The 26,224-nt window shown below is 62.5% G+C and carries 22 protein-coding genes; 10 read left to right on the top strand and 12 right to left on the bottom strand.

Translation table 11 applies throughout. The features are described 5' to 3' along the window. The first annotated feature begins 61 nt into the window (after nt 1-61). The 7 genes from uxaC (at nt 62) to ADU59_RS23890 (ending at nt 9,383) form a co-directional block, all read left to right on the top strand. Complete coding sequence (gene uxaC, locus ADU59_RS23920) at nt 62-1,462, top strand: glucuronate isomerase (protein WP_068957290.1); 1,401 nt, start codon at nt 62-64, stop codon at nt 1,460-1,462. Between the two features lie 61 nt (nt 1,463-1,523). Further along, nucleotides 1,524-2,699, top strand: a complete 1,176-nt coding sequence (locus ADU59_RS23915; protein ID WP_068957288.1) for an ABC transporter substrate-binding protein — start codon at nt 1,524-1,526, stop codon at nt 2,697-2,699. Between the two features lie 247 nt (nt 2,700-2,946). Continuing rightward, a complete protein-coding gene (locus tag ADU59_RS23910; RefSeq protein WP_068957286.1) occupies nt 2,947-4,047 on the top strand; it encodes an ABC transporter ATP-binding protein in 1,101 nt (366 codons plus the stop codon). Then, nucleotides 4,044-4,922, top strand: a complete 879-nt coding sequence (locus ADU59_RS23905; protein ID WP_068957284.1) for an ABC transporter permease — start codon at nt 4,044-4,046, stop codon at nt 4,920-4,922. The genes ADU59_RS23910 and ADU59_RS23905 overlap by 4 nt, the downstream gene beginning before the upstream one ends. Before the next feature lie 52 nt (nt 4,923-4,974). Then, nucleotides 4,975-5,817, top strand: a complete 843-nt coding sequence (locus ADU59_RS23900; protein ID WP_068957282.1) for an ABC transporter permease — start codon at nt 4,975-4,977, stop codon at nt 5,815-5,817. Continuing rightward, nucleotides 5,817-7,307 carry a mannitol dehydrogenase family protein gene (locus tag ADU59_RS23895; RefSeq protein ID WP_068957337.1) on the top strand — a complete coding sequence of 497 codons (1,491 nt, stop codon included), beginning with the start codon at nt 5,817-5,819 and terminating at the stop codon, nt 7,305-7,307. The genes ADU59_RS23900 and ADU59_RS23895 overlap by 1 nt, the downstream gene beginning before the upstream one ends. A gap of 174 nt (nt 7,308-7,481) precedes the next feature. Then, nucleotides 7,482-9,383, top strand: coding sequence for a DEAD/DEAH box helicase (locus ADU59_RS23890; RefSeq protein WP_068957281.1), 1,902 nt, complete (start codon nt 7,482-7,484; stop codon nt 9,381-9,383). A 124-nt stretch (nt 9,384-9,507) separates the two neighbouring features. On the opposite strand, the gene ADU59_RS23885 is transcribed toward ADU59_RS23890, so the two are convergent. The 6 genes from ADU59_RS23885 to pcaD are packed head-to-tail and all read right to left on the bottom strand — an operon-like array spanning nt 9,508 to nt 13,546. Then, a complete protein-coding gene (locus tag ADU59_RS23885) occupies nt 9,508-9,840 on the bottom strand; it encodes a hypothetical protein (protein ID WP_139093213.1) in 333 nt (110 codons plus the stop codon). 48 nt (nt 9,841-9,888) lie between these two features. Beyond that, nucleotides 9,889-10,941 carry a 3-carboxy-cis,cis-muconate cycloisomerase gene (locus ADU59_RS23880; RefSeq protein ID WP_068957277.1) on the bottom strand — a complete coding sequence of 351 codons (1,053 nt, stop codon included), beginning with the start codon at nt 10,939-10,941 and terminating at the stop codon, nt 9,889-9,891. A gap of 20 nt (nt 10,942-10,961) precedes the next feature. Further along, nucleotides 10,962-11,576 carry a protocatechuate 3,4-dioxygenase subunit alpha gene (gene pcaG, locus ADU59_RS23875; RefSeq protein ID WP_068957276.1) on the bottom strand — a complete coding sequence of 205 codons (615 nt, stop codon included), beginning with the start codon at nt 11,574-11,576 and terminating at the stop codon, nt 10,962-10,964. Beyond that, complete coding sequence (pcaH, locus tag ADU59_RS23870) at nt 11,576-12,325, bottom strand: protocatechuate 3,4-dioxygenase subunit beta (RefSeq protein WP_068957274.1); 750 nt, start codon at nt 12,323-12,325, stop codon at nt 11,576-11,578. Before pcaH ends, pcaG begins: the two co-directional genes overlap by 1 nt. A gap of 11 nt (nt 12,326-12,336) precedes the next feature. After that, complete coding sequence (pcaC, locus tag ADU59_RS23865) at nt 12,337-12,741, bottom strand: 4-carboxymuconolactone decarboxylase (protein WP_068957272.1); 405 nt, start codon at nt 12,739-12,741, stop codon at nt 12,337-12,339. Then, entirely contained in the window at nt 12,734-13,546 is an 813-nt protein-coding gene (gene pcaD, locus ADU59_RS23860; protein ID WP_068957270.1) for a 3-oxoadipate enol-lactonase, read from the bottom strand. The genes pcaC and pcaD overlap by 8 nt, the downstream gene beginning before the upstream one ends. Before the next feature lie 93 nt (nt 13,547-13,639). On the opposite strand from pcaD, the gene pcaQ reads away from it, so the two are divergent. Further along, nucleotides 13,640-14,587 (top strand): pca operon transcription factor PcaQ, encoded by a 948-nt coding sequence (gene pcaQ / locus ADU59_RS23855; RefSeq protein ID WP_068957268.1) that lies wholly within the window; start codon nt 13,640-13,642, stop codon nt 14,585-14,587. Nucleotides 14,588-14,688: 101 nt separating this feature from the next. Next, nucleotides 14,689-16,665 carry an adenylate/guanylate cyclase domain-containing protein gene (locus tag ADU59_RS23850; protein ID WP_068957266.1) on the top strand — a complete coding sequence of 659 codons (1,977 nt, stop codon included), beginning with the start codon at nt 14,689-14,691 and terminating at the stop codon, nt 16,663-16,665. Nucleotides 16,666-16,671: 6 nt separating this feature from the next. Here ADU59_RS23850 and ADU59_RS23845 read toward each other — a convergent pair whose 3' ends face one another. Continuing rightward, the gene (locus ADU59_RS23845; RefSeq protein ID WP_162493791.1) at nt 16,672-17,331 is read right to left on the bottom strand and encodes a sulfite oxidase-like oxidoreductase; all 660 of its coding nucleotides are present in this window, start codon (nt 17,329-17,331) and stop codon (nt 16,672-16,674) included. A gap of 203 nt (nt 17,332-17,534) precedes the next feature. Beyond that, complete coding sequence (locus ADU59_RS23840; RefSeq protein WP_068957264.1) at nt 17,535-19,322, bottom strand: trimethylamine N-oxide permease; 1,788 nt, start codon at nt 19,320-19,322, stop codon at nt 17,535-17,537. A 292-nt stretch (nt 19,323-19,614) separates the two neighbouring features. Here ADU59_RS23840 and ADU59_RS23835 point away from each other — a divergent pair, with 292 nt between their 5' ends. Continuing rightward, nucleotides 19,615-21,984, top strand: a complete 2,370-nt coding sequence (locus ADU59_RS23835; RefSeq protein WP_068957262.1) for a trimethylamine N-oxide demethylase — start codon at nt 19,615-19,617, stop codon at nt 21,982-21,984. Nucleotides 21,985-22,060: 76 nt separating this feature from the next. Here ADU59_RS23835 and ADU59_RS30935 read toward each other — a convergent pair whose 3' ends face one another. The 4 genes from ADU59_RS30935 to ADU59_RS23820 form a co-directional block, all read right to left on the bottom strand. Next, nucleotides 22,061-22,228: a hypothetical protein gene (locus tag ADU59_RS30935; protein WP_162843358.1), complete on the bottom strand. Its 168-nt coding sequence runs from the start codon at nt 22,226-22,228 to the stop codon at nt 22,061-22,063. 102 nt (nt 22,229-22,330) lie between these two features. Beyond that, the gene (locus tag ADU59_RS23830; protein WP_068957259.1) at nt 22,331-23,686 is read right to left on the bottom strand and encodes an ammonium transporter; all 1,356 of its coding nucleotides are present in this window, start codon (nt 23,684-23,686) and stop codon (nt 22,331-22,333) included. A 467-nt stretch (nt 23,687-24,153) separates the two neighbouring features. Beyond that, nucleotides 24,154-24,753, bottom strand: a complete 600-nt coding sequence (locus ADU59_RS23825; RefSeq protein ID WP_068957257.1) for a PAS domain-containing protein — start codon at nt 24,751-24,753, stop codon at nt 24,154-24,156. A gap of 129 nt (nt 24,754-24,882) precedes the next feature. Further along, complete coding sequence (locus ADU59_RS23820; protein ID WP_068957255.1) at nt 24,883-26,220, bottom strand: NAD(P)-binding domain-containing protein; 1,338 nt, start codon at nt 26,218-26,220, stop codon at nt 24,883-24,885. Between the last annotated feature and the right edge of the window lie 4 nt (nt 26,221-26,224).

Genomic DNA, 26,224 nt, shown 5'->3' with positions numbered 1-26,224 from the left:
GAATATTAGTATATCAGTTGCGCCACGTTGCCAAGACATGACGCAGGAGGAGCGAAACGGAATGGCATTGCACCCCGACAGGCTATTTCCGGCCGAGCCCGGTACAAGGGCGATCGCACGGCGCCTTTATGAAGCCGTTGCCGGATTGCCGATCGTATCGCCGCATGGCCATACGGATCCATCCTGGTATGCACAGGACAAGCCGTTTCCGGATCCGGCGGCATTGTTCATCACCCCGGATCACTATGCCACGCGCATGCTCTATTCGCAGGGCGTGAAGCTGCAGGATCTGGGTGTGGCCCGGCGCAGCGGCGAGGCTGTCGAGACGAACCCGCGCACGATATGGCGGCTGTTCGCCAAGCATTTTCATCTGTTTGCCGGCACGCCGACGCGGCTCTGGTTCGAGCATTCGCTGGAAACGGTGTTCGGCATTACGCAGAGGCTGTCGCCGGAGACGGCGGATGTACTGTTCGATCGGATCGAGGCTGCCATCGCCACGCCGGAGATGCGGCCGCGTGCGCTGTTCGACCGTTTCGGCATCGAAGTCATTGCCACCACCGATAGCGCGCTGGACGATCTGGCCCATCATGATGCCGTTCGCGCGTCCGGATGGCATGGCCGGGTGGTGCCGACCTATCGGCCGGATGCCGTGGTCGATCCGCAAGTCTCCGGTTTTGCGGGGAATCTTGAGCGCCTGCTTGCCATGACCGGCGAGGCGGCGACCTGGGCCGGCTATCTCAATGCGCACCGGGCGCGGCGGGCTTTCTTCCAGCAGCGCGGCGCGACGGCGACGGATCATGGCCACGCCACGGCGCGGACGGAAAACCTGTCGCAAGCCGATGCGGCGGCGCTGTTTGCCAAGGTGCTGGCGGGCCGCGCCGATGCAGCGGAGGCGGATGCCTTCCGTGGCCAGATGCTGACGGAGATGGCGCGTATGAGCCAGGACGACGGGCTGGTGATGCAGATTCATCCGGGCTCCTATCGCAATCACAACCCGTCGCTGTTTGCGGATTTCGGGCCTGACAAGGGTGCCGATATCCCGAAGGTGACCGACTACGTGCTGGCGCTGAAGCCGTTGCTCGATGCCGTTGGCAACGATCCGAAGCTGACGGTCATTCTCTTCACGCTCGACGAAACCGCCTATTCGCGCGAACTCGCACCGCTTGCGGGGCACTATCCGGCGCTGAAGCTTGGGCCGGCCTGGTGGTTCTTCGACAGTCCCGAGGGCATGCGGCGGTTCCGCGAGACGACCACCGAGACCGCCGGTTTCTACAATACCGTGGGCTTCAACGACGATACCCGCGCCTATCTGTCGATCCCGGCTCGCCATGACATGGCGCGGCGGGTGGACTGCGCCTATCTGGCCCGGCTCGTGGCCGATCACCGCCTTGATGAGGAAGAGGCGTTCGGTCTGGCGGGCGAACTCGCCTACGGGCTTGCGAAGAGGGCCTATCGATTGTGAGGCAATACGGCGGCCGGGTGGCGCAGGAGGTGCCCGCCGCACAACAAGGGAGGAGAACGATATGAACATCACACGCAGGACATTCGTCGGCGGGGTTGCCGGCATGACGGGGCTGGGAATGATGCCTGGCCGTCTTTTCGCACAGCTGAAGGCGCCGGCAAGCCCGGTGACCATCACCGTGGTCGATGTGGCCGGCAATCTGGCCCTGACCCAGGGCATGTTCGAGAACTATGCGGCGGCAAAGCCGGAATGGGTCTCGAGCTTTGCCTTCACCAAGGCACCGGCACCGGAATTGCCGTCGAAGCTCAAGGCGCAGCAGGCGGCCGGCAAGGTCGACATCGATCTCGTGCTGACCGGCACGGACGCTCTGGCTGCCGGGCTCGATCAGGGCCTGTGGGTGGATCTTGCCCAGCACAAGGCCGAGCTGCCCAATCTCGAAAGCATCCTGCTGCCGCAGGCCTTCAAGATGCAGGCGCTGGCCAAGGATCAGGGCGTCGTCGTCACCTATTATCCGTCCGGTCCGCTGATCGAATATATTCCCGACCGCGTTCCGACACCACCGACGACGGCTGCCGAACTGCTCGAATGGACCAAGGCCAATCCGAAGAAGTTCATGTATGCGCGTCCGGCCAATTCCGGTCCGGGCCGCACCTTCCTGATGGGGCTTCCCTATATTCTCGGCGACAGCGATCCGCACGATCCGGTCAACGGCTGGGCCAAGACCTGGGAATACCTGAAGGCGCTGGGCGAGAACATCGAATATTACGGCACCGGCACGACGCAGGTGATGAAGGAACTGGGCGAGGGCACCCGCGACATCGTTGTCTCGACCACCGGCTGGGACATCAACCCGCGGGCGCTCGGCATCGTTCCGGCCGAGGCAAAAGTCGGCAAGCTCGACGGGTTCCATTGGGTGACCGATGCGCATTACGCGGTCATTCCGAAGGGCGTGTCCGACGAAAAGATCGCCGTCTTGCTCGATATCATCAACTTCATCCTGCAGCCGCAGCAGCAGGCAATTGCCTATGACCAGGGCTATTTCTATCCGGGTCCGGCGGTGAAGGACGTGACGCTCGAGATGGCGCCGCAGGAAAGCCAGGACGCCATCAAGGAATTCGGCCGTCCGGAATATGCGGACTGGATTGCCAACAATCCGCTGGAAGTGCCGCTCGATCCAGCCCGCATCGTCGATGCGTTCCGGATCTGGGACGAACAGATCGGCGCGTCGAAGGGCTGAGTCTCGGCTCCTTCGATACGAACTCGGACGATTGGGCGATCGAGGTGGATTACCCCCTCTGTCGGCGGCGCCGACATCTCCCCCACAAGGGGGGAGATCAGCCGCAAGCCTTCGAGCGCATAAGCGAAAGAATGATCTCCCCCCTTGTGGGGGAGATGTCACGCAGTGACAGAGGGGGGAACCTCCCAACCTCTGAACCATCCGAGCCCGCTAATTGCCGAATGCACGAGACTTGAAGGAGACACCCTTGAATTTGCCGGTTCAGAACGGAGCGACAGCGCTTTCGCCGAAACAGACCACCCGTCTTGAACTGGATGGTCTGCGCCGCTCGTTCGGTGCTTACACCGCGCTCGACGGCATCGATCTCTCCATCGAGCCGGGCGAATTCATCGCGCTTCTCGGACCTTCGGGTTGCGGCAAGTCGACGGCGCTGAATTGCGTGGCGGGGCTTCTGGCCCTTTCAGGTGGCGAAATCCGGCTGGGCGGCAATCGGATCGACCAGCTGGAGCCGGAAAAGCGCGGCTTCGGCATGGTGTTCCAGAGCTACGCGCTGTTTCCGCATATGAGCGTGCGCCGCAATGTCGGTTTCGGACTGACCATGCAGGGCATTCGCGGCAGCGAGGCGGACCGGCGTATCGAGCAGGCCTTGGCGCTGGTCAGGCTGGAAAGCCAGATCGACAAGCTGCCGGGGCAACTCTCCGGCGGCCAGCAGCAGCGCGTGGCGATTGCGCGCGCCATCGTCATCCGTCCGCCGGTCGTGCTGATGGATGAGCCGCTGTCCAATCTCGATGCCAAGCTGCGTCTTGAGATGCGCGCCGAAATCCGCGGCATTCACGACCAGATCGGCTCGACGACCATTTACGTCACGCACGACCAGGACGAAGCGCTGTCGCTGGCCGACCGGATCGTCGTCATGAGTCAGGGGCGGATCATGCAGATCGGCTCACCGCAGGATCTCTATCAGCGCCCGGTCCATATCGAGGTCGCCGATTTCATGGGCTTTCGCACCCGTATTGCCGGCCGGGTGACCGGTGTTTCCGGGGATGAGGCTCAGATCGAGGTGGCCGGCGCCCGGCTGACCGGCACGATGCGCGAGCCGCTTCAGGTGGGCGATGCTGCAGTTCTGTCGGTGCGGCCCGAAGACCTCGTCGCGGTCGATGACGGCAATGGCATTCCTGCCACCGTGGTCAGCATGGAATATCGCGGCCGCGCGTTTTTCGGCATGGCAAGGTCCGCCGATGGTTCCGATCTTTATTTCCGCGCCGAACAGGCCCTGCCGCGTGGCGCGTCCGCCCTGTTGCAACCGGCAGCCGGCCGGGCATTGGTGTTCAAGGGGGCAGGCGCATGAGCACGCCGTCGCTTCGCGCCCGGCTTGCGGCTCGCGGGTTCGATGGAACGACGCTGCTGGTCCTGCCGGGGCTTGCCGTCATGCTCGGGCTGTTCATCTATCCCTTTTTCTACGGGCTCGCCGATTCGCTGATGCCGAAGGAAGGGGCGTGGTATGCGAACTACGCGACTTTCTTCAGCGATCCGTTCCAGTACCGCACCATCGCCGCCACCCTCTGGCTGGCGCTGCCCGTGACGATCGTCAATCTGGCCTTCGCCGTGCCGATTGCCTTTCGCGTCCGGCTGATGACGCGGCAGCGGTTGCTGACGACGATCCTCGTCCTGCCGATCACGCTCGGTACCGTCTTCGTGGCCGACGGGCTTCTCACCTTCCTCGGGCCGCAGGGCTGGTTCAACCGGGTGCTGATCCTCGTCGGTCTGCTGGATGGACCGGTGAAGCTTACCAACAATTACTGGGGCGTGTTTGCCTCGCTGGTGATCACCGGTTTTCCCTTCGCTTTCCTTTTGACGCTGTCCTACGTGACCGGCATTGATCCGGCGATCGAGCAGGCGGCGGCCACTCTCGGCGCCAGTCCGCGCCAGCGGTTTCTCAGGGTGTTCCTGCCGCTGCTGGTGCCGGGGCTTGCCGTGACCTTCTGCCTCGCCTTCGTGCAGGCGTTCGCGGTCTTTCCCTCCGCCGTCCTGCTCGGTGCGCCGGCGGGGCCGACGCGGGTGATTTCGATCGCGGCCTATCAGGCGGCCTTCGAGCAGTATGACCATTCGCTGGGCTCGGCGATCGCCATGATCATGGGGGCGGTGGAACTCATCGTCGTGCTGATCGTGCTCGGCGGCCGCTCGCTGTTCTATCGCGGTCCGACCGGCGGAACGAAGGGGTGATGACGATGAGAGATCCCATCCTCGCTATCAAGCTATACAGGGAGATTGAGCGATGATCCGCGATCAGGGCCTTGTCTCGAAGATCTGGCGTTTCGCCGTCTGGGCGGTTGCCGGGCTGTTCGTCCTCAATCTTATCGGCGTCATCGCCGCCGTGGTGGTCAATTCCTTTGCCACCCGCTGGCTCGGCACCTGGCTGCCGGTCGGGCTGACGACGAAATGGTATTTCAGCGCCTGGAAGGAATTCCAGCTGTCGAGCGTCGTGCTCGTCACCTTCCAGGTGGTGTTCACCGTGGTGATCATTTCCGGCCTTCTGGGCGTCACAACGGCCTATGCGCTGGCGCGGCGGGATTTTCCGGGCAAGCGTATCGTCGTGCTGCTCTTCCTCTTGCCGCTGCTCATTCCGCCGCTGACCTACGGCATTCCCTTGGCAACAGTGCTGTATCAGCTTGGCCTTGGCGGCTCCTTCTGGGGCGTGGTGCTGATCAATCTCGTGCCGTCGCTGCCCTTCGTGGTTCTGGTGATGATCCCGTTCATCGAGCAGATCGATCCGCGCATCGAGGCGGCGGCGCGTGTCTTCGGCGCCGGGACGGGCAGCCTGTTCCTGCGCATTCTCCTGCCGCTGCTGCTGCCGGGCATGCTGGCGGCGCTGCTGCTGGTGCTGGTGCGCACCATCGCCATGTTCGAACTGACCTTCCTGATCGCCGGGCCGACCAGCCAGACGCTGGTGGTATCGCTGTACTACGCCGTCTTTGCCTCCGGCGTTCGCGCCGGCCAATCGATCGATGCCATGGCGGTGATCTATATGGTAACGACACTGTTCTGGCTGATCCTCGCCCTGCAGTTCGTCAACCCCTCGCAGATCGTTGCCCGCGCCAAACAGCAACCCGCCACATGATGAGCCCAATGATGAGACTGTCCAGCCAGACATTGCCGCAACTGCCGGAAACGATCGAAAAGCCCGGTTACGACCGGACGAAGGTGACCATTGGCATCGTCCATCTCGGCATCGGGGCCTTCCACCGGGCGCATCAGGCCGTGTTTACCGACGACGTTCTGGCGCGGGACCTCTCCTGGGGCATCTGCGGCGTGTCGCTGCGCAGCGCCGAGACCCGCGATGCGCTGGCGCCGCAGGATGGGCTTTACACGCTGAAGGTTCAGGACGGGCAGGGCGCGCATCTGCGCGTCATCGGCAGCGTTGTGGAAACCCTCGTTGCGCCGGAAAATCCGCAAGCCGTGCTGGCGCGGATGTCTGACCCGGCGACGCGCATCGTCTCTCTGACGGTGACGGAGAAAGGCTATTGCCATAATCCGGCGACCGGCGCGCTGGATGAAAACCATCCGGATGTTCTGCACGATCTGGAAAACCCGGCGGCGCCGAAATCGGCCGTCGGCTTCCTTGTCGAGGCGCTGGCCCGCAGGAGGGCGGCAGGCGTGCCCGCATTCACGCTTCTGTCCTGCGACAATCTCCCATCGAACGGCCATGTGCTGAAGCGCGTCGTCACCCGTTTTGCCGAAATGCGCGATCCGGGCCTTGCCGCCTTCGTTGCGGATGTTGCTTCGCCGTCGACCATGATCGACCGCATCGTTCCGGCGACGACCGATGCCGACCGCACGGCGATTGCTGCTGCTCTCGGCGTGGAAGATGCCTGGCCGGTGGTGACCGAACCGTTCCGACAATGGGTGGTGGAGGACGATTTTCCACTCGGCCGTCCCGCGTGGGAAGCGGCGGGTGTCGTGTTCGTCGCGGACGTTTCCGCCTTCGAGACGATGAAGCTGCGGCTGCTGAACGGCAGCCATTCGACGCTCGCTTATCTCGGTTTCCTTGCTGGCGCCGAGACGGTGGCGGAGGCGATGGCCTTGCCCGGCATGGAAGAGTTGATCGAGGGGCTGATGCGCGAGGAGGTTTCCCCGACGCTGCCTTCGCTTGCCGGCTTCGATCTGCCTGCCTATCGCCAGGCGCTGATCGATCGTTTCAGGAACCCGGCGCTGCGGCATCGCACGTGGCAGATCGCCATGGACGGATCGCAGAAACTGCCGCAGCGGCTGCTCGGAACCATCCGCGACCGCATCGCGGCAGGGGCGTCGCATGACCGTCTGGTGCTCGGCGTTGCCGCCTGGATGCGGTACGCGCGCGGCATCGACGAGGCTGGAAAGCCGATCGATGTCCGCGATCCGCTGGCGGCGCGCATCGCGGTTGCGACGCAACAGCTGAACGATCCGGAAAAGATCGTTGCGGCCTTTCTGGGGTTTGCGGAGGTGTTCGGCGAGGATCTTCGCGCCGACGCTCCCTTCCGGGGCCGGCTTGTCGATACGCTTTCGCGGTTGCTTTCGGATGGCTCCGCTGCCGTGCTGCAAGCCTGGAGGGACAGGGGCGGCAGCCGGTAACTGCCGATGTTCGCGCGGCGTTTTTAGCGGCAGCAGCGTTGCGCTCTGTACAATTCCCCTCAGGCACAGTAAGAGGGCGCGCATGTATTGGCTGGCGACGTGCCGGCCGCGGGGACTGCGCTTACCCTCATCGACCGAGGAGCGCACGACATCCGAATTCCGAAAGATAAACATATGGTAGAGTTAGACGGCATCGCTCCGGCGATCGCTCAGGCATTGAGCAAGCGCGGTTATTCAGAGTTGACGCCGGTTCAGAAGGCTGTTCTCGGCCCTGAACTCGAAGGACGGGACGCATTGGTCTCGGCGCAGACCGGATCGGGAAAGACCGTGGCCTTCGGCCTGGCGCTCGCCTCGACGCTGCTGGAAGGCAAGGACCGCTTCGGCCAGGCAGGAGCGCCGCTGGCGCTCGCCGTCGCGCCGACCCGTGAACTGGCGCTTCAGGTCAAGCGCGAGCTGGAATGGCTCTATGAGCTGACCGGCGCGACCGTCGCTTCCTGCGTCGGTGGCATGGACATGCGCAGCGAGCGGCGCGCGCTCGATCGCGGCGCTCACATCGTCGTCGGAACACCCGGCCGCCTCTGCGACCATATCCGCCGCAACGGCCTCGACATGTCGTCGCTGAAGGCCGTCGTTCTCGACGAGGCCGACGAGATGCTCGACCTCGGCTTCCGCGAAGACCTCGAATTCATTCTCGAGGCTGCACCGGCCGAGCGGCGCACGCTGATGTTTTCAGCCACCGTGCCGCGCTCGATCGCCAATCTGGCCAAGAGCTACCAGCGCGACGCCGTCCGCATCACCACGCAGGCCGAGCAGAAGCAGCATCTCGACATCGAATACCGGGCACTGACCGTTGCCCCGTCCGATCGCGAAAATGCGATTATCAACGTGCTGCGCTTCTATGAAGCCAAGAACGCGCTGGTGTTCTGCTCGACCCGTGCGGCCGTCAATCACCTGACCGCGCGCTTCAACAATCGCGGCTTCTCGGTCGTCGCCATGTCCGGCGAACTCAGCCAGAACGAGCGCACGCACGCGCTGCAGGCGATGCGCGACGGACGCGCCCGCGTCTGCATCGCGACCGACGTCGCGGCGCGCGGTATCGACTTGCCGGGCCTCGAACTGGTCATCCACGCCGATCTGCCGACCAATCCCGATACGCTGCTGCACAGAAGCGGGCGCACCGGCCGTGCCGGCCGCAAGGGCGTCAGCGCGCTCATCGTACCGAACAGCGCGCGGCGCAAGGCCGAGCGCCTGCTGCGCGACGCCAATATCAATGCCGACTGGGCACGGCCGCCATCGGCCGACGACGTCAGCCGCCGCGATGACGAGCGGGTTCTGGCCGATCCGGCGCTGACCGAAACGATCACGCCCGACGAGGCCGATTTCATCCGCGAACTTCTGGAGAAGCATGGGGCCGAGCAGGTGGCTGCCGCTTTCCTGCGGCAGGCCCGTGCCGGACGCTCCGCTCCGGAAGACCTGATGGATACGCCGAACTACACGCCGTCCGGTGACCGCCCGGACCGTGGCGACCGTCCGGAACGCAGCGAACCGCGTGCGCCGCGTGGCGATTTCGGCGACAGCGTCTGGTTTTCGCTTTCGGCCGGCCGCAAGCAGAATGTCGAGCCGCGCTGGCTGATCCCGATGCTCTGCCGCATCGGCAAGATTACCAAGCAGGAAATCGGCGCCATCAAGATGCAGACCGAGGAAACCTATGTCGAGATCGCCCGCGAATGGGTGGATCGCTTCGTCGAGGCCATCGGCCCGAAGCGCTCGCTCGAAAAGGGCATCGTCGTGACGCAGCTCGACGGCATGCCGAACCTCTCCGGCGGCTTTGCCGGCAAGAAGCCCTATCCGGCCAAAACTGCCGACTGGAACGGCGAGAAGCCCAAGCGCAAGTTCGAGGGCAAACCCGATTTTGCGAAGGCCGATCACCGCCCGGCTGAAAAGACCGACAGCAAGCCCTGGGTGAAGAAGGCCGGCAAGCCCGGTTTCGACAAGCCGAAATTCGATAAGCCCAAGTTCGACAAGCCGGGTGCTGATGGCGCCAAGCGCAAGCCGTTCAAGAACAAGTCGAACTGAGGGGCTAAAAGCCGAGATAGATCGGGGCCAGTTGAGCCCCGATCTGATGCAACTGGCTCCACTTCGATATTAAGGCGAGGGGCCGCTGCTGGCCTGAAGTGGTCGTCGATGACCTGATGGCAGGCTATTGTATCAATGGGAACCAAACGCCTCTTGCAGCAGGGTTTCCCATGTTCGGACGGACATGGTTTTCCTCCAAACTCCGCACGTCGATATCCTCGACAATTTTTTCGATTTCTCTTTCGCCGAAAAGAGGAAAGACCAGGGCATGGATCATCTGTTCGGCGTCACTGGTACTATACGCCGTCACTCCGCATCCCAAGTTTAACACCGAGGCTTCTTCTGAGGGAAGAAAACGAAACCAATATCTGTGAAGCATCAGACCTCCTGCCTTCGATACCATCTGGCGCAGGCTTGCAATCGTAGTTTGCAAGAGGATGCATTGCAATTGACGCAAGCTGCCGTCTCCCAACGGTGAGATGAAGGCGGTCTCCGCAGTTCGGGGCTAACCGCCCAACCGCTCGATCTGCCCGGCGAGCGCTAAACCCACGCGCGTACTCGCACCGCATGCCATCACCATCTGCGGCAGGGTCATCCATTCCAGCGTCCATGCGGCGCCCGAGCGTTCCTGTTCGTGGACTATCGACTGGTGGATGCCGGAGAGCTGCACGGCATTGAAGCGGGCGAGGGAGACGAGTGTTTCGGCCGCCACCGGATTTTGCTTGTGCGCCATGGCTGAGGAGCCACCGCCGCCGGAGAGTTGGATTTCGTTGCCGGCCTGGGCAAGGAGGGCGATGTCCTGGCCGAATTTGCCGAGGCTTCCGGTGATCAGGGACAGGATATGGGCTATGTCGGCGATGGCGGTGCGCTGGCTCTGCCATTGCGGGCGGTCGGCGAGGCCGAGGGTTTCGGCGAGCGTTGCCCGAACGGCGGCGGCTTTGTTGCCCAGCTTGTCGAGCGTGCCGGCTGCCCCGCCGAACTGCAGCGGAAATGCGGTTGCCTGCATATGCACCAGCCGGTCGCGATAATCCGCCAACGGCGAGGACCATGTTGCAAGGCGATCGGCGACCGTGATCGGGATCGCAGCCTGCATCCGCGTGTGTCCCATCAGCCGGTTGGAGCCAAAGCGGTGGGTGAGCGCGTCGAAAAGGCCGAGCAGGGTCGATAGCCTGCCTGATAGCACCATGTCGATATCCTTCAGGCGCAGCATCAGGCTGGTGTCGATCACGTCCTGGCTGGTGGCGCCGACATGGATGTTTTCTGCCGCTTGCCCGCCAACCGCCTTGCGCAGCTGGCGCACGAGTTCCGGGACGACCACGCCATCGGTTCCGACACCGCGCCGCAGCGCCAACATATCCGGTCGAAACGTGCCGCAGGCAGCGGCGATCTCAATTGCCGTCGCGTCCGGTATGATGCCGTGCCGGGCCTCGGCCTTCGCCAGCGCTGCCTCGAAACGCAGCATGGCGCGGATATCGGCGTCTGCCGAGAAGAATGCGGCAATGTCCTCGTCGCCCAGAAGGCCCGAGAGGTAGGGATGATCGAAAGCCGACGCGGTCATAGGTTTCCTTGAGGCAGTCCCTAGATGTCGAGGAATACGGTTTCTTTTTCCCCCTGCAGGTGGATGTCGAACGTATAGACCGATCCCTCGCGCGGCGCGACCAGCGTGGCAACCCGGTGGCGATGCTCGATGCGGGCAAGCAGCGGGTCCTCGGCGTTCGCCTCCGCCTCGTCGGCGAAATACATGCGGGTGTGCAGGCCGATATTGATGCCGCGCGCAGCGATCCAGAACGTGATGTGCGGCGCCATTTTCCGGCCGTCCCTGTAGGGCGCGCGGCCGGGTTTCACCGTTTCGAATGTGAAGATGCCGTCCTCAGTGCTGGTCGGGCAGCGGCCCCAGCCGGCGAAATTCGGATCAGCCGTGCCGCGCAGTTCGGACGGGCTGTTGTAGAGGCCGGCCGCATCCGCCTGCCAGATCTCGACCAGCGCATCCTTCAGCGGTGTGCCGGCACCATCGAAGACACGGCCGCGCACGGTGATGCGTTCGCCGAGCGTCTTGTCGTTGACCATGACGGTGCCGAGATCGGCCTCGTAGACACCGGTGATACCGGCGAAATTCGGGGTGCAGCCGATATGGACGTAGGGACCGGCGGTTTGCGATGGGGATTCCTTGAGGTAGCCCAGATCCTGGGTCATCAGTTGCCCTCCAGCCGGTTTTCAAACAGCGTCGAGCGGCGGCCTCTGAGCACGATGTCGAACTTGTAGGCGCGGGCATCCATCGGAATGGTGTTGGCCCAGTCGAGCGGGGCGATCAGCTGTTCGATGGCGGCACGATCCGGAATGGTCGTGACGATCGGACATTTCCAGATCATCGGATCACCTTCGAAATACATCTGGGTGATCAGCCGTTGGGCGAAGCCGTGGCCGAAGACGGAGAAATGGATATGCGCCGGGCGCCAGTCGTTGACGCCGTTCGGCCAGGGATAGGGGCCGGGCTTGACGGTGCGGAAGCGGTAGGTGCCGTCCTCGCCGGTGATGGTGCGGCCGCAGCCACCGAAATTCGGATCGAGCGGCGCGAGATAGGTTTCCTTCTTGTGGCGATAACGCCCGCCGGCATTGGCCTGCCAGAATTCCAGCAGCGCGCCGGGAACCGGCTTGCCGCGCTCGTCCAGCACCCGGCCATGGACGATGATGCGCTCGCCGATGGCGCTTTCGCCGGGCTTGGCAAAATTGTGGATGAGGTCGTTGTCGAGCTCGCCGAGGATGGAATGGCCGAAGACCGGGCCGGTGATTTCCGAAATGGTACCATCAAGCGACAGCAGCGCCTTTTGCGGCGAGCGCAGCACCGAGGTCTTGTAGCCGGGTGTCAGTGCTGGGGCATGCCAGGCGCGGTCGCGCTGGAAGAAGGCGCCGGTCTCGGGTTTGCCATTGGAAAAATCGGACATGTTTGTTTGCCTCAAGCCGCCTGTTCGGCGTCCATCTGTTCGAAAACCTGTTTGGCGATCTTGATGGCGCGGTTGGCGGCGGGAACGCCGGCATAGATCGCCACATGTAGCAGCGCCTCGCCGATATCGTCGCGGCTGGCACCGGTATTGGCGGTGGCGCGCACATGCATGGCCACCTCCTCGTCATGGCCGAGCGCTGCCAGCAGCGCGATCGTCACCATCGAACGCTCGCGCTTCGTCCAGGTGGGCCGCGACCAGACATTGCCCCAGGCCGTCTCGGTGATCAGTTCCTGAAACGGCCGGTCGAAATCGGTGGTCGTGGATTGCGCCCGGTCGACATGGCGGTCGCCCAGCACGGCGCGGCGGGTGACGATCCCCTGGCTGTAGCGTTGGGATGGCGCAGCGGCATCACTCATGGGCTGTTTCTCCAGTCAGGACGATATCGATGAAGGCGCGCATCACGGCCGTCAGCGCCTCCGGCTGTTCGACGCAAGGGATGTGGCCGGCATCCTTGATGACTTCGTAGCGCGCACCGGGGATGAGCTTTGCGGTCGACAGGACGAGATCGGGCGGCGTCGAACCGTCCTGATCGCCGACGATGCAGATCGCCGGGACGGCGATGCGTTTTGCCGCCTCGGTGAAGTCGGCATCGCGGATCGCGGCGCAGGTCCCGGCATAGCCGGTGACCGGCTGGCGGGTCAGCATGTTGCGGTAGCCGTGATAGGCGTTGTTTTCCGGGCGGCGGAAGGCGGGTGTAAACCACTTTTCGAGCACGGCATCGGCAATGCTGGCGATGCCGTTCTGCTCGACCGTGGCGATGCGCGCGTTCCATGATTCGGCGGTACCGATCTTGTGGGCGGTGTCGCAGAGGATGAGCGCGCGCACCAGATCTGGCCGGGTGGCATAAAGCCCCTGCGCGATCAGGCCGCCGACCGAAAGGCCGCAGATGATTGCCTGCTTGACCGCCAGAAGATCGAGCAGGCCGGCGAGATCGGCCACATGCAGGTCCATTGAGCCGGGGATATCGCCGACATCGGAGAGGCCGTGGCCGCGCTTGTCGTAGAGGACGATGGCGAAATCGCCGGCGAACCGCACGATCACGTCGCGCCAGATGCGGAAATCCGTGCCGAGCGAATTGGCAAAGACCAGCACCGGCTTGTCATTGGATGCGCCGATGATCTGATAGTGAAGCGTGATGTCGTTGATGCGGGCAAACTGCACTGAAATTCTCCTCCATCCCAGATTGGAACTTTCATCTGGTTTGGTAAAATGACATTTTATCGCCTATCATTAACTCATGAGTTATGAATTCCGATGATAGACGCACGCGTGAAATTCCGCCATTTGCAGACCTTTGTCGAGGTTGCCCGGCAGAAGAGTGTCATGAAGGCGGCCGGACTGCTGCATGTCAGCCAGCCGGCGGTGACCAAGACCATCCGCGAACTGGAAGAGGTTCTGGGTGTCGCTGTGTTCGAGCGCGACGGCCGCGGCATCCGGATCACCCGCTATGGCGAGGTTTTCCTGCGGCATGCGGGTGCGGCGCTGACAGCGTTGCGGCAAGGGCTCGATTCCGTCTCGCAGGAGCGTTCCGGCGATGGCCCGCCGGTCAGGATCGGTGCGCTTCCGACCGTTTCGGCACGCATCATGCCGCGGGCCATGGCGCATTTCCTGAAGGAGGAAACCGGCAGCCGCATCAAGATCGTCACCGGCGAGAATGCGGTTTTGCTGGAGCAGTTGCGGGTCGGCGATCTCGATCTGGTGGTGGGGCGGTTGGCGGCGCCCGAGCAGATGACCGGTTTTTCCTTCGAGCATCTCTATTCCGAACAGGTCGTCTTCGTCGTGCGCACGGGGCATCCCCTGCTTTCGGCCCAGCAATCGGTGTTCGACAATCTCGGTGTCTACCCCGTGCTGATGCCGACGCGCGCCTCGATTATCCGCCCCTTCGTCGAGCGCTATCTGATCGCCAACGGCATTGCCAGCCTGCCGAACCAGATCGAGACAGTCTCCGATTCCTTCGGACGGGCCTTCGTGCGGGCGAGCGATGCCATCTGGATCATTTCAACCGGGGTCGTTGCCGGTGACATCGAGGACGGGACGCTTACGGCGCTGCCGATCGATACCAGCGAGACCAGGGGACCGGTGGGGCTGACGATGCGGGCGGGCGCCATCCCTTCGATGCCGCTTGCCATCCTGATGCAGACGATCCGCGAGGCGGCTGCCGAGGTCTCTGCCGCGGCGGGCAATAGCGCGGAACGGCGTTAGCAGGGCAGCGGTTTTCCTGTACGGAACGGCCACCGGCTGATAACTTCCATTCAACTCCAAGGTTTGGATTTCATTGGTCTATTCGGGGCAGAGGCAATAGCATGTCGGAAACAACGGTTGCACCTGCCGCAAACGGCCAGCCTCCTGTCTGGACGCGGCCCTTGCGGTCGCTGCTGGGCCTTGCGATGGCGGCCCTGCTGATCGCCGTATCGGGAACGCTGGTCGGTTTCGGCTATGTGCGGGCTCGCGACGCGGCGCTTGTCAATGCCGAGGCCGAGATGCGCGCCTTTTCCGATCGGCTGGTCGACCGTCTCGGTATTCTTTCCGGGCGCACCACGGCGCTGGTGGGGTTCACCGCGTCGATCGCCAATGCTTTTCTGGTGCCGCCGCCGGAGCGCATCAGCGACAAGATCAAGCTGTTGCGCGAGATCATCGCCCAGTCGGCCAATCTGGACGGCATCTATGCCGGTTATCCCGATGGTGATTTCATCCAGGCTGTCGACCTTGGCGCGCAGGCGTGGCGCACCGCTCTTAACGCGCCGGACGGAGCGGCAATCGCGGTCCGTTCGATGCAGCTGGAAGAGACGGGCGAGCGCAGCAACCGGCTGATCTTCCTCGACAAGGACGGCAATCAGATGCTGGAGCGCCGTCTGCTTTCCATCGGCTTCGATCCGCGCAACCGCCCCTGGTATCAGGCAGCGGTCAATGGCGCGATGCCGGTGGTGACCGGCCCCTATTCGATGGTGACGACCGGTGCTCTCGGCATGAGCATTTCGCAGGCGCATCGCGGCAATGGCGGCATCGTCATCGGCGCGGATATTGACCTCGGCACGATCACCGATTTCATGGCGCGCGAGCGACTGACTGCCGACACCGTGGCTTTCGTGATCGATGCGGCGGGAAAACCGATCATGCATTCCGATCGCGGGCTGATGGCCCGCATGACGGCGCCGAAGGAAAAGGGGGAGCTGGATGTTTCAAAGCCCGTCGATCCGCTGTTCACCGGCCTCAAGGCCAACCTGCCGACGGGCAACGGGATAAGCTTCGCCGATATCGGCGGCCGCACCTACATCATCATGGCGACTTCGGTGAAGTCGGTTCTGCTGCTGTCCGGGCATCGCACCGTGGTGGCAGCCCCGCTGGATGAACTGACGGCTGCTGCCAATCGCAACCTGTATCAGGGGCTCGCCATTGCCGGTGCGATCGTCATCCTCGGGCTGCTGGCGGCCCTGTTCATGGCCCGGCTGATCACCCAGTCGCTCGGTCAGCTGACCGCCAGCGCCAACCGGCTGCAGGATCTCGATTTTACCGCGCCGCGCGAAGTCGCCTCGCATGTCACCGAAATCTCGACGCTCGGCCGGGCGATGAGCCGGGCGCGCGATGCGATCTTCACCTTCGCGCTCTATGTGCCGAAGGAGTTGGTGCGCAAGGGCATCGAATCCGGCCAGTTCGCCGGGCGCGGCGCACGGCGGCAGGAGGTGACGGCGTGGTTTACCGATATCTACGATTTCACCACGCTCAGCGAGCAGCGCACGCCGGAGGAAGTCGTTGCGCTGCTGTCGGATTATTTCGACATCTTCAACGAGACCGTCAGCGCCCATGGCGGCGAGATCATCCAGTTTCTCGGCGATTCCGTCTTTGCCATGTGGAATGCGCCGGTCGCCGACGCCCGCCATGCGGAAAACGCCTGCCGTTGCGCGCTGGCCGTCGAGAGGAAGCTTGGTGTTTTCAACGCCGGCCTGAAAGCGCGGGGCCTGCCGGAATTGCGTACCCGGTTCGGTATCCATACCGGCACGGCGGTGGTCGGCAGCGTCGGGGCCAAGGACCGGCTGCAATATACCGCCATGGGCGACACGGTGAATGTCGCTTCGCGGCTGGAAGGCATGAACAAGGTCTATGGCACGGGGATCCTGGCGAGTGCCGCCGTGGTGGCGCAATGCGGCGGCGCGATTGCCTTTCGGCCGCTCGGGGAGGCGCAGGTCAAGGGCAGGGCGACGGCGCTGGAACTTTTCGAGGTGGTTGGCGAGAAGACGCAACCGGACTGTCCGGAAGGGCAGGTCGCCGCGGAGCGAGGCTAGTAGCGCTCAGTCGTCGGAATATCGCTGTTCGCGCCAGGGGTCGCCAAGCATGTGATAGCCGTTCCTCTCCCAGAAGCCGGCCTGGTCCCCGACGAGGAATTCGATGCGGCGCAGCCATTTGGCGCTCTTCCAGAAATAGAGATGCGGGATGACCAGGCGCATCGGGCCGCCATGATCGCGCGTCAGCGGCTCGCCTTCCCAGGCGGTGGCCAGAATGCCGTCCTCGGACGCGAAATCGGTAAGCGGCAGATTGGTGGTGTAGCCGTCATAGCTGGTCAGCATGACGAAACTGGCTTGCGGCCTCGGCATCACCAGATCGAGCAGATCATGGGTGGAGACGCCCTGCCAGCGGTTGTCGTAGCGCGACCATGTCGTCACGCAATGGATATCGGAGAGTTTGCCGCTTTGTGGCAGCTGGTGGAAGGCGTTCCAGTCGAGCTTCACCGGGTTTTCGACGGCGCCGACGATCTGCAGTGTCCATTCAGCGAGAGAGATCAGCGGCTGCTGGCCGAGATCGAGCACCGGCCAGTTTTTCACCAGATGCTGGCCGGGCGGCAGGCGGTCGGTTTCGGCGCGGGTGATCCTGCCGGTCAGGAACTTGCCCTCCTCGGCCCAGCGCCGCTTGGACAGGGTCAGTTTTGTTTCCGGGGTTTCATCGGTCATGATCGGAACTCGCTGCTGGCCGTGCATCGGCGGACGGGGAGCGGAATTACAGGTTCAAACCATGGACATGTCAAGCGCAGCGAACGGGGCAGGAGGTTTGCCACCTTGCCAGCGGAGCGGCCGTACTGGCTGAAGTTGCAGTGTAAAAACGGAGAGGGCCGCGCACCCTTCGATGCGCGGCCCTGCTTGGTGTCGCTCAGATCCAATCAGACCGGCAGCTGGAAATACCAGTTTGCCGCTAGCACCACGGCGAGACCGCCGGCCAGTGCCACATAAGGCAGGATGCCGGCTTTCTTGATGCCGAGATCCTGGCCGACGAGGCCGAGGTCTTCCATGGCGCCTGCCGGGAACTTGCCGCCGTCACGCACATAATGGCGATAGGCAAAGACCGGCAGGATGAGGGCGGCGAAGATGAAGCCGACCCAGAGCGCGTTGGAATAGCCCCAGACCTTGGCGCCGGCGCCGAGGAACAGCGCGTTGACGAAGGCGAGAACGGTGTTGAGGCCGATCAGCCAGGTCGGTGCCTTCCACGGGCGTTGGATATGGCTGGAATCCATCCGGTGGATCCAGCCGGCATTGAGGTTGAGGAAGTTGAAGACGATGTAGCCGACGTTGGAGACGGCCAGCACGAAGAAGTAGCCGGCCACATCCGAGGCGATGGCAAGGAGGATGAGGTTGAAGGCGAAGTCCGTCCACATGGCGCGGGTCGGCGCACCATGCTCGTTGACATGATCGAGATATTTCGGCAGCCAACCGTCCTTCGAGCCCTGATAGAGGGTACGCGAGGAACCGGCCATGGCCGTCATGATGGCGAGGAACAGGGCCATGATCATCAGGATGACGAGCAGCTGGGTGACGATGCGGCCGCCATGGACGAGGCCCGCCAGTGCTTCGGCAACACCGGTTCCGTCGACGATGCCGGGTGCGAGCATGCCCGCATGGCCGAGAACGCCCTGGAAGGCGAACGGGATGAGGAAGAAGAACAGGCAGCAGAGAAGGCCCGAATAGAAGATGGCCTTGAACGTGTCGGTCTTCGGGTTCTTCAGTTCGCGGGTATAGCAGACCGCCGTCTCGAAGCCGTAGGTCGACCAGGCGGCGATATAGAGGCCACCGAGGAACAGCGTCCACCCGCCGTTGCTCCAGAGGCCGTCAACACCGGAATAGCCGGCTGTCGGCGGCACGAGGTTGGTGATGTTGGCGCTGTCGATCTGGCCGGAGAAGATCGGATAGAGGCCGATGATCAGCAGTGGTACGAGAACGATGATGGCAAGCCATTTCTGGACGCTGGCCGTTCCCTGAATGCCGCGATGCTGGATGGCGAAGATTACCAGCATCAGGAAGGCGCCGATGAAGAAGGTGGCGTTGAGGTTGGCGTTGGCAAGGAACGGGATATCGAAGCTGACGAGCGACCAGCTGCGGACCGCCGGGGTCAGCGCTGCGATGCCGTCGGTGGACAGCAGGGCCGAGATGGCATCCTGAGAAGTCTTGCCGGCATGGGCCGCCAGCCATTCCGCCACACGCGGGCTATCGGCCGTCAGCGATGCCATGTTGGCGTTGATCCATTCCATGACGGCCGGAGATTCGGCGCCGGGGATGGGGAACAGGGCATTGAGGATATAGCCTGCCGCAATGGCGCAGCCGAGCGACAGCACCGGCGACCAGGCAAACCAGTTGCACCACACCGACAACGGCGCGATGAATTTCGAATAACGCAGCCAGGCGGTGGCGCCGTAGATCGACGCGCCGCCGGACTTGTTGCCGAACATGCCGGCGATTTCGGCGTAGGTGAAGGATTGCAGGAAGCCCATGATCATGGAAATGATCCAGACGACGAAGGCGAGCTTGCCCGTCGTGCCTGCGATGCCGCCGATGGAGAAGAGCACCAGCGGCGGTACGCCGGCGGCGACCCAGAAAGCTCCTTTCCAGTCCAGCGCACGAATCAACCCGCTGCTCGAGGCAGCGGTCGACCCCTCGGTCTCAACGATAGATGCCATAAACAGTCTCCTCGACCAGTTTTGTCTTGGCGCGCCACGGCGCGTTCCCTTGATTGATGGTTGGGTTTCGGTCCTGATTGCCGAGTGGCGCCCGCATTCCGCAGTGTCGTCACTCTGTTCCCGCTCTAAAATTCGGGGCCGAAACTTATCCTCATAGTGAATTTTTTTTCTTCTGGGTCAAGTCTCTCTTTACTTCCCGGGGCCTCCCGTAGGATAGTTTGGCCATATTACCGGTGCATAAGGCGGTGCTTATCTATCGCTGAAACGACGGTGCCATCGGGTGGGAGCTGAGATGACCAATTCCGGACGATTTGCAGGCACATTGGTGCCGCCACGGCCGAGCACGATTCTGCGGCCCGGCATGCCCGCGCTGCCTGCCGGTGTCGAGCGTTACCGTGTCAAGGGGCGCGGAACGACGGTCGTCAAGGTGGCGGCCGGCGACCGCATGATCGTCAAGGATGTCGAAGGCGGGCAGCTCTGCGAGGTCAGTTTCATCGATGCTGCAGGCCGGTTCAACGCGGCCGGGCTCGGCGTCGGGTTTTCAAGGCCGGCAACGGGCCTTCAGGATATTCTTGGCCGGGACGATGACAGCGCCAGGCGGACGCTGGGCGCATTGAAACGCCGGAATGTCGATCTGGCCGGTGCGCAGGCACTGGTGCTGTTCGGCGAAGGCGGGTCGCCGGGCGCCAGCGCCGAATTGACGATCGCGCTCGACGGACTGCTGATCGTCGCAGCGCCGGCGCCGCCAATGGACGCGGAGCTGCAGAACACCGCAACAGCGCTCGAGCTGCGCGTCGTCCGCGCCCGGATCGATCGCAGTTACGAGGAAATGCTGCCCGAGCCGATGGCCGATCCGGTGCAGGATCTGCGTATCCAGGCGGCGAGGGCGTCTGCCTATTTTGTCCGGGCTGGCGAGTTCATCCAGATCATCGACGTGGCTGGGCGGCAATGCACGGACTTTCAGGCCTTTTCCGCCCGCAAGGTCGACAAGGGGCTGGATCTGGCGCTGGACGCGACGGTGACGCGCACGCTGCTTGGACGCAGTTATCCGATGCCGGGGCTGCCGTCCAAGGCGTTCGATCGCGATTTCGAGCCGCTGGTGGAGATCGTGCAGGATACGGTCGGGCGGCACGATGCCTTCGCCACTGCCTGCAATTCACGCTACTATGACGACATGGGCTATCCCGGCCATGTCAATTGCACCGACAATTTCAACCACGCCTTGGCGCCCTACGGCATTGCGCCGCGCAAGGGCTGGGAAGCGCTCAACTATTTCTACAACACCAATGTTGATCACCATAACCAGCTCTATCTCGACGAGCCCTGGTCGCGGCCGGGCGACTACGTATTGATGCGGGCGCTGACCGATCTGGTCTGCGTCTCCTCCTCCTGTCCCGACGATATCGATGCTGCCAATGCATGGAACCCGACCGACATCCATGTGCGCACCTACTCGGACAAGCAAAAATTCTCGCGCGCCGTCGCCATCCGAATGACCCCCGATGCAGAGCCCGAAATGACCCAGGAAACATCCTTCCATCCGCGCTTCTCGGCGCTCACCCGCAATCACACGGAGTATCGCGGCTATTGGCTACCGAACCGCTTCAACAATGACGGGCCGATCGAGGAATACTGGGCTTGCCGCGAAAAGGCGGTGGTGATGGATCTGTCGCCGCTCAGGAAATTCGAGGTGACGGGGCCGGACGCCGAGGCGCTGCTGCAATATTGCTGTACCCGCGATATCCGCAAGCTGTCGCCGGGGCAGGTGGTCTATACGGCCATGTGCTACGAGAATGGCGGCATGATCGACGACGGCACGGTGTTCCGGCTGGCGGAAAACAATTTCCGCTGGATCGGCGGCGATGACGTCAGCGGCATCTGGCTGCGCGAGCAGGCCGAGAAGATGGGTTACAAGGCCTGGGTGCGCTCCTCCACCGACCAGATGCACAATCTGGCGGTTCAGGGGCCGAACAGCCGCGAGATCATCAAGGAAATCATCTGGACAGCACCGTCGCAGCCGGCGATCGGCGAACTCGAATGGTTCCGCTTCGCCGTCGGCCGCATCGGTCATTTCGAGGGACCGCCGGTCGTCGTGTCACGCACGGGCTATACCGGCGAACTCGGCTATGAGATCTTCTGTCATCCGAAGGACGCGCTTGCGGTGTTCGATGCAGTCTGGGAGGCGGGGCAGAAACACGGGCTGAAGCCGATGGGGCTGGAAGCGCTCGACATGGTGCGCATCGAGGCGGGTCTGGTCTTTGCCCATTACGACTTTTCCGATCAGACCGATCCGTTCGAGGCGGGCATCGGCTTCACCGTGCCGCTGAAATCGAAGACCGAGGATTTCATCGGCCGCGAGGCCTTGATCAAGCGCAAGGAGAATCCGCGCTACAAGCTCGTCGGGCTGGATATCGATGCCAATGATGCTGTCGGCCATGGCGACACCGTGCATATCGGCCGGGCGCAGGTTGGCGTCGTCACCAGTGCCACCCGCTCGCCGCTCCTGAAGAAGACCATCGCGCTGGCGCGGATGGATGTGCTGCATTCGGAACTCGGGACCGAGGTTGAAATCGGCAAGCTCGATGGCCAGCAGAAGCGCCTGCCGGCGAAGATCGTGGCGTTTGCGCATTACGATCCGCAGAAGCTGAAGCCGCGGTCGTGACGTCTGGCCGTCATAGACCAGGGATGCAATATGGTGGCTGGAGCGCCGGGATGGTTTCATCCCGGCGCCCTTCGGCCTAATCGAGTTCGCTGCGCTCGTAGGCCTCGGATTCGTGTTTCGAGCCATAGACGATCGCGCCGATCGTGAATGCAATCGCGGCAATCAGGAAGAATGCCGGCGTATAACCGCCAAAGCCGGTGAAATATGCTTCGGCGCCGTCCCAGGATGCGATTGGCGAGCCCATGTTCCTATCCTTCTCATATGTGCCTGCTGCCCTGTCGTGCAGCTTTCGGCGTTGTTGATCCTGCGCGCCGGGCCCGATCGGCCGGCGCGCATCTTTCCTTGTTCATTCGGCCGGAACGGCGATCTCGGGAATATCTTTCGATGGTGTTCCGAAATAGCCTTCCGGGTACGCTTTGACCGGGACCTTGGCCTTGTCCATTCCCATCAGTTCGGCCTTCTCGGGGATGCGCAGCTTGCCAAGGGATTTCAGCAGCAGCGATACTAGAAATCCGGGTACGAAGCCGACGAGGGCCATTGTCGTGGCGCCAATCAGCTGTGCCATGAAGTTTGTATCCGGCGCACCTTCCACGGTTTGCGGATAGCCGGCGGCGAAGATACCGAAAGCCAGCACGCCCCAGAGTCCACCAATACCGTGAACCGACACGGCGCCGACGGCATCGTCGATGCCCATTTTCTGCAGCATGCGATCGGCAAGCGGTGTGATCAGGCCGCCGCCGACGCCGAGCAGGAAGGCCAGCGGCGGGTAATAGACGTCGAGGCCGGGGGCCGCGGCAAAGATACCTGCCAGTCCACCGGACATCATCCAGAAGGGATCGCGCGTCATCAGCCATGCACCGATGATGCCGCCGGCAAAGCACATCAGCACGTTGAAGGCAACGGCCGACAAGGTCGTCGGATTGCCGAAAATACTCGTCCATTGTCCGTCGCCGGCATAGATCATGCAGCCGCCGAGGAAGCCGAAGAAACCGACGATGATCAGCATCAGGCCGAAGATGGAGAATGGCAGGTTGTGGGGGCTCAGATCGTTGATCTGCACGTTCGGGCCGAATTTGCCGATGCGCGGGCCGAGGTTGATCAGGACACCGAGCGCGAAGAACCCGGCGACCATATGTACGCACCCGGCTGCGCCGAAATCATGCCAGCCGAACCGTGTCAGCAGCCAGCCGCTGCCATGCCATGCCCAGGATGCGGCCAGAATCCAGGCGCCGCCGCCCAGTACGATTGCAAGAATGATGAAGGCGGAAAGGCGAATACGCTCGATCACCGCGCCGGAGAGGATGGAAGCGGTCGTTGCCGCAAAAAGAGCGAAGGCACCCCAGAAAATGCCGGAAGCGCTATCGGTGAGGTTCGGTCCCATCGATGCCGACCATGGCAAGCCCGCCGCGCCGGCCTCAAAATCGGGGGTGAGGCCCGCCGGAAAAGACAGGTAAATCCACCATCCGACGAAGAAAAACACGGGAATGACGAAGGCCACCGCCAGTATGTTCTTGATGCCGGAGGCAAGCACGTTCTTGCTGCGTGAGGCGCCCATTTCATAGGCGAGAAAACCGGCATGGATCGCAAACATCAAGGCGATGCACCACCAGTAGAATATCTCCATGTCGATTTTTTTCATCCAGCCGGCGCTGGCCTCCAGCGTTGCCACCTTTGCGGCAAGCTCGGTTAGTTGCTGTTCCATCTTTTCCCCTTTCTTGAGTCGGCCTCTGTTGTGTGCTTCCAGGCAGGAACAGCGCTTCAATCCGGGTCCACGGTAAATCGCCTGGCAAAATGCCAAGTTCAAGAATATTCTAATGTTATTACATATATTACCGTATTTCCGGCGAGAATCTGTGCGGTTTCTACATGGAAAACTCGACCGTACTTGATTTTATATTGATTAATAATAGTTTCAAGGCGTTATATTGAAATATATATGCCTATATTGTTGGCCGCATTACCTATTTTTGAGCATTTTGGTTGAAAAATAGCCATTGGGTTTGGCTTTATTACGGTTCGGAACATGCGCGCAACAACCCGCGCCCTGTCTGTCTGACGGGAAACCCACATGCTGCATGATAGAGGGACGGTCGACATGGCAAGGCCGCCGCCGCAGGCGTCATCGGCGTTACAGAGAGATGCCGGCGTATTTGCCCGTGCCGAGCCGGCTCAGTTCGACTTGCGCTGGGCGCTGGCGATCTGGCGGGCGACGGCTTCGGAATCGTTGGCAAGCGTGCGCATCTCGGAGGCGAGCACGGCAAAGCCGGCGCCGGCCGTTCCGGCGCGGGCTGCTTCGATGCCGGCGTTGACGGCGAGCAGTTTCAGGTAGCGCAGCGAATGCAGGATTTCGGCGGTGCGCGAGGCTGTGGCGCGCATGTCGGCGGTCTGTTCGTCGATGCGCTGGTAGAGCGATTCGATATTGACGATGCTGCCTTCGAGATAGAGCAGTTCGCCGTTCTCGTCCCAGACGCCGCCGCCGGTTTCTGTCACCCAGATGAAATGGCCGCTGGCGTGGCGGATGCGGTATTCGAGCGTCCAGTCGGTACGGCTTTCCAGCGCCTTGCCGACAACCTCGTCCATGAGCGGCACGTCTTCCTCGCACAGGATCGAGGTAAAGGTGCGGACGCGATTGCCGACGATCTCGTCGGTGGGATAGCCGAAAACCCGTTGGATGCCGTCGGTCATGTCGAGCATCGTATAATGCTCGTCGGCCCGGCAGCGGTAGAGGAAACCATTCATGCGGCCGAGAACGCTGCTCAGAAAATCCATGGCTGACCCGGTAATGGCTGGAGGGCGGAGAGGCGGAGTATCGATTGTCTTGGATAATATTCCGTTATTTCAAATGGCTGTGCCGAAGGCCATTGTATCGGCCTCCGGCGCATCGCGCTGAAAACGCGATCAGTTCTTCAGATAGACTTCCAGTGTGTCGTCCATCGCTTCGAGCCAGGGCGTGTGATGCTTGGGTGCCATCGTGCCGGTCATCAGCGACTTGTAGGCATTGTCGCGGAAGCCCATGATGTTTTCGGCCTTGTGGTGTTCCCATTCCATGAAGGTCTGGTTGGTGCCTTCGACATCGAACTTCGGATAGTCGGTGTCCTCCAGCAATTCGATGACGTAATCGCCCTGGAACCAGATCATCTGCTCGGCATCCTCAAGCGTTTCCTCGCGGGCGCGCCATGTGGCGAAATGCGCCTTCATCTCGTCCTTGGAGGGCAGCTTGATCCTGTCCATGATCACATCGCGGGCAAACCAGGCCTGGGCGTCGAACATGTTGAAGGTGTAGAACTGGTCCTGCATGCCGATATACATCAGCTGTGGATTGGGTTCGTAGACGACGCCCTTGTAGAGATCGTCGGCCCACAGGCGGTTGGCGGTTTTCAGGCGCAGGTCGTCCGGCAGGAACGGGAAGTGGTGGAGGTAGCCGGTGCACAGGATCAGCGCATCGACTTCCTTGGTCGAACCGTCGGCGAAATGGGCGGTCTTGTTGACGAGCTTCTGCAGCAGCGGCCGCTCCTCGAAGCGTTCCGGCCATTTGAAGCCCATCGGCTTGGAACGGTAGCTGGTGGTCACGGATTTCGCGCCGTATTTCCAGCATTGCGAGCCGATATCCTCGGCCGAATAGCTGCGGCCGACGATCAGCACGTCCTTGTCCTTGAATTCCAGCGCATCGCGGAAATCATGGGCATGCAGCACCCGGCCGCCGAAGGTCTTGACGCCTTCGAAGTAGGGGACGTTGGGGGTGGAGAAGTGGCCGGAGGCGACGACGACATAGTCGAAGATCTCGTCATACATGACGTCGTTGACACGATCATGGGCGGTGACCGTGAAGGTCTTGGATTCTTCATCGAAGCGGACCATGCGCACCGGCGTCGAGAAGCGCACCCATTTGCGCACATCAGCCTTTTCGACGCGGCCCTTGATGTAGTCCCATAGCACGGCGCGGGGCGGATAGGAGCCGATCGGCTTGCCGAAATGTTCCTCGAAGGAGTAGTCGGCGAATTCGAGGCACTCCTTCGGTCCGTTCGACCAGAGATAGCGGTACATGCTGCCATGGACCGGCTCGCCATATTCGTCGAGGCCGGTGCGCCAGGTGTAGTTCCACAGGCCGCCCCAGTCGGCCTGTTTTTCGAAGCAGACCACTTCGGGAATGTCGGCACCCTTCTGGGCGGCGGACTGGAAGGCTCTCAGTTGGGCCAGGCCCGAGGGCCCCGCGCCGATGACGGCAACTCTGGTCATGTCT

Source organism: Pararhizobium polonicum, from assembly GCF_001687365.1.
Taxonomy (GTDB): domain Bacteria; phylum Pseudomonadota; class Alphaproteobacteria; order Rhizobiales; family Rhizobiaceae; genus Pararhizobium; species Pararhizobium polonicum.
The sequence above is the reverse complement of the archived record's forward strand: the minus strand, read 5'-3'. Positions and strand labels throughout refer to the sequence as shown.